2 protein-coding genes are annotated in these 4,276 nt (G+C 65.2%); both read right to left on the bottom strand.

Going from position 1 to position 4,276, the window contains the following annotated elements; genetic code table 11:
- On the bottom strand, positions 1 to 1,481 hold a 1,481-nt coding region (gene atzF, locus ABJK70_RS21015), incomplete at its 3' end, for an allophanate hydrolase (RefSeq protein ID WP_347259011.1).
- Positions 1,478 to 4,276: urea carboxylase (uca, locus tag ABJK70_RS21010; RefSeq protein ID WP_347259010.1), on the bottom strand; the 2,799-nt coding region annotated here is incomplete at its 5' end. The genes atzF and uca, both read right to left, overlap by 4 nt.

Below are 4,276 nucleotides of genomic sequence, written 5' to 3'. Positions count from 1 at the left end.
GTCAGTTGTCCGTTGAGCGGGAGTCCGGACAAATGGGCGCCGCAGACGGCGATCCGGACATGGCCCGGTTTTTCCCGCTCGGGTTGAGAAGAAGGCGCCGGCAAGGGCTGGCCGGTGGCGCCCATCGGCAGTCCAGCGGCGTAATGCAGCCGTTCGGCCAGATTCAGAAGGGCGTGATCGCTGCCGGCCGGAGCGAACAGCGTGACGCCGAACGGCAGGCCGCCCGGCTTGAACCCGGCCGGCACGGCGACGGCGGCGAGGCCCAGGAGGTTCATGAAGTTGGTGTAATAGCCGAGATTGCTGTTGAGCCGAACGGGATCGGCCTCGACCTCGGCAGTCCGGTAGATCGTTCCCGTGGTCGGCGTCAGGATGATGTCCGCTTGCGTCCAAACCTCCTCCGCGGCCCGCTTTAGGGCCATGAGGCGATGGAAGGCGGCGAAGGTATCGCTCGCCGAGTAGTGCTTGCCGCGCTCGATGATCGTGCGTGTGACCGGGTAGACGGCATCCGTGTCTCTTTCCAGCAGATCGCGTATGGCCAGATAGCGCTCCGCGACCCAGGGACCTTCGTACAACAGGCGGGCCGCTTCGAGAAACGGGGCAAAATCGATCTCGGCTCTTTGTCCTCCAAGGGCTTCCAGCCGTTCCGCGGCGGCCGCGAACAGCCGCTCAGCGTCCTTGTCGCCGAAGAATTCGAGTTGATCGGGCCGCGGCACTCCGAAACGGAAGCGCTCGGCAAACTGCGGCCGTGCCGTTCGATCGCTTCGGGCGTAAGGATCGGACGGGTCGAACGCCGCCGCCACCCGGAACACCCGCCGCGCATCGCCTGCCGTCAAGGCGAATATGGAGATGCAATCCAGCGAACGGCAGGCCGGCACGACGCCCGAGGTACTGATGAGGCCGGGCGTTGGTTTGAGCCCGACGAGATTGTTGAATGCCGCCGGCACCCGCCCGGACCCGGCGGTATCGGTACCCAGGGCGAAGCTCACCCATCCCTTGGCCACGGCCACCGCCGAGCCCGAACTCGAGCCTCCCGAGATATAGTCCGGATCGAAGGCGTTCGGGCAGGCGCCATAGGGCGAACGAGTGCCGGTGAGGCCGGTCGCGAACTGGTCCAGGTTGGTCTTGCCGATGGGAATCGCGCCCGCCTCGATCAGCTTCCGGACGGCGAAGGCCGATTGCTCCGGACGGTAGGCGTAGGCGGGGCAGGCGGCGGTGGTCGGGGTTCCCGCCAGGTCGATGTTGTCCTTGATGGCGAAGGGAATGCCGTACAAGGGGAGTTCGGCCGGCGAGCGCTGCTCCAGCGCATGGGCATATCGCAGGACTTCATCCGCCGGAAGACGGTAGATCCAGACCGGCTGCCCGGGTTCGGCGTCCAGCCGGGCGAGCAGGGCTTCGATCAATCGGACCGGCGTGATTCGGCCCTGGCGGTAGGCCGCCGACAAGCTATCGATATCGAGACTCGCCGGAAAATTATCGGTCATTGCTTATTCTCCGTTTGCAGCACGAGCAGATCCTGCCCGGCGGCCACCGGGCCGCCTTCGGTGCAGAAAACGCCCCAGACGGTGCCGGCGGCCGGGGCCTGAATGTGAATCTCGGTTTTCATGGATTCGACGATCACCAGGAGATCGCCGGCCTCCACCCGGTCGCCCGTCCCCACCGCGATTTTCCAGACGCTGCCGGCCACATGGGATGCGACGGCCCGTGCGTCGGGCGGCAGATCGAGCTCGGTATCCGCCGCCGCTTCGGCCACGGCATGATCGTCGGCAAAGCTCCGTTCCGAACCGGCCCAGCGCTCCCGTTCCGCCTCGAATGCCGCCTGCTGTTTCACCTTGAATGCGGCGATTTCCTCCCGATGAGTCTCCAGAAACCGGTTGTACTCCGTGAGGCTGAAGGTTTCTTCGCGGATGTCCAGCTTCAGGCGTCCCCGGATGAAATCCTCGCGGTAGCGCGTCAGTTCGTCCGCCGTGACCGGGAAGAAGCGGATCTGATCGAAGAAGCGCAGCAGCCAGGGCTTTCCGTCCCGAAAATCGGCGGTTTGACGATAGCGGTTCCACATTTGCACGGTGCGCCCCACGAACTGGTAACCGCCCGGACCTTCCATGCCGTACACGCAGAGGTACGCACCGCCGATACCGACCGCGTTTTCCGGCGTCCAGGTGCGGGCCGGGTTGTACTTGGTCGTCACCAGCCTGTGGCGCGGGTCGACCGGCGTCGCCACCGGCGCGCCCAGATAAACGTCGCCCAGTCCCAGAACCAGATAGCTGGCGTCGAACACGATCCGCTTGACCGCCTCGATGCTGTCGAGGCCGTTGATGCGGCGGATGAATTCGATGTTGCTGGGGCACCAGGGCGCATCCTTGCGCACCGATTGCATGTACTTTTCGATGGCGAGCTGCGTGGACGGATCGTCCCAGGAGAGCGGCAGGTGGACGATGCGGGTCGGCGTTTCCATGTCGTCGATCGCCGGCAGTTCGCTCTCCGCGGCTATGAGCAGATCGAGCAGCCGTTCCTGCGGGATCGCGCGATCGTCGAAATGGACTTGGAGCGAGCGGATACCCGGCGTGAGGTCGACGATGCCGGCGATGTTCCGCTCCTTCAGCCACTCCATCAGGGCGTGAACCCGGAAGCGGAGATTCAGGTCGAGCACCGGCGGACCGTATTCGATGAGCAGGTTGCAATCGCCGGACCGGCGATAGACCGCCGTGGGACAGGAGTCCTCGCCGGACCTTTCGTAAAGCACCGGGCTGCAGAGTGCTCGCGGATTGTCCCCGTGAAGTGTCGTCTGTCTTCGCGGTTCCGCACGCTTTGTGGTGTCGCCGCCACCGATTTGGGCCAAGGAAGCGTCGATCTCATCCGCCAGTGCGCGGGCCTGGTCCAGGGTGATAGGCCGGAAGCGCACCGTATTGCCGGGGCGGAGTTGCCCCAGCTTCCACAGCTCGGCCTGGACGATCGTGACCGGACAAACGAAGCCGCCGAGGCTGGGGCCGTCGGGTCCCAGGATGACCGGCATGTCGCCGGTAAAGTCGACGGCGCCGACGGCGTAAGCGTTGTCGTGAATGTTCGACGGATGCAGCCCCGCTTCGCCGCCGTCCTGCCGCGCCCATTCGGGTTTTGGGCCGATCAGCCGGATTCCGGTGCGGCTGGAGTTGTAGTGCACCTCCCAATCCGTGGCGAAGAAGGTTTCGATGTCTCTATGGGTAAAGAAGTCCGGTGCGCCGTGGGGTCCGTAAAGCACGCCGATTTCCCAGGCGTCGGTGTAGTCCGGGATCAGGTCCGCTAGGGGGCGAATGCCTGCTGGCGTCGCTGCGGCCGGGTTTTCGAGATGCAGCACATCGCCGGTGCGGAGCGCCCGTCCGGCATGGCCGCCGAAGCATCCGAGCGTGAAGGTCGACTTGGAGCCGAGATAATCGGGCACGTCGAAGCCTCCGGCGACCGCGAGATAGGCGCGGCAGCCGTGGCCGTCGACCGGGCCGATGCGGAGGACTTGCCCTGCTCTGACCGGGTGCGCGGTCCACAGGGGCAGCGGTTCGCCGTCCAGTTCTGCGCGCATCGCGGCGCCGCACAGCGATACCAGCGCATCGCAATTGAACCTCAGGGTCGGCCCGGTGACGGTCAATTCGAGCGCCGCCGTTCCTTCGGCGTTTCCGACCAGCCGGTTGGCGATGCGGAAGGCGAGGGCGTCCATGGGGCCCGACGGCGGCACTCCCACGTCCCAGTAACCGAGCCGGCCCGGATAGTCCTGTATCGTGCTCTGGGTACCCGGTTCCAGCACTTCGAGTGTGCGCCGGCGATATTCGAAACCGGCGAGATAACCCGTGGTCTGGCTGCCTTCCCGGAATACCCGGTCGTCCGCGATCTGGCGGAGATAATCGAGGTTGGTTTCGATGCCGGCGAGCCGCGTTTCGGCCAAGGTTTGGCTCAAGGCAGCGATGGCTTGGTCGCGATCCGCGGCATGCACGATCAGCTTGGCCAGCAGGGGATCGTAGAACGCGGGCACCTCGAGTCCGCGTGTTAACCAGTGATCGGTCCGCACGCCTTCCGGAAACGATACTTCGGTGAGGAGTCCGGAAGACGGCTGAAAGTTCTTGCCGGGGTCCTCGGCATAAATCCGAACCTGTATCGACGAGCCTTCGGGCTGGTGCCGATAGCGCTCGAAAAACGCCCGTTCGCCCGCGGCCAGCCGCACCATCCATTCGACCAGATCGACCCCGGTGACCGCTTCGGTGACGCCGTGCTCCACCTGCAGCCGGGTATTGACCTCGAGGAAATAGAATTG

It is taken from the genome of Methylocaldum sp. (assembly GCF_039794385.1).
GTDB lineage: Bacteria > Pseudomonadota > Gammaproteobacteria > Methylococcales > Methylococcaceae > Methylocaldum.
Note: the sequence above shows the minus strand (reverse complement) of the source record. Positions and strands in the feature narration are given on the sequence as shown.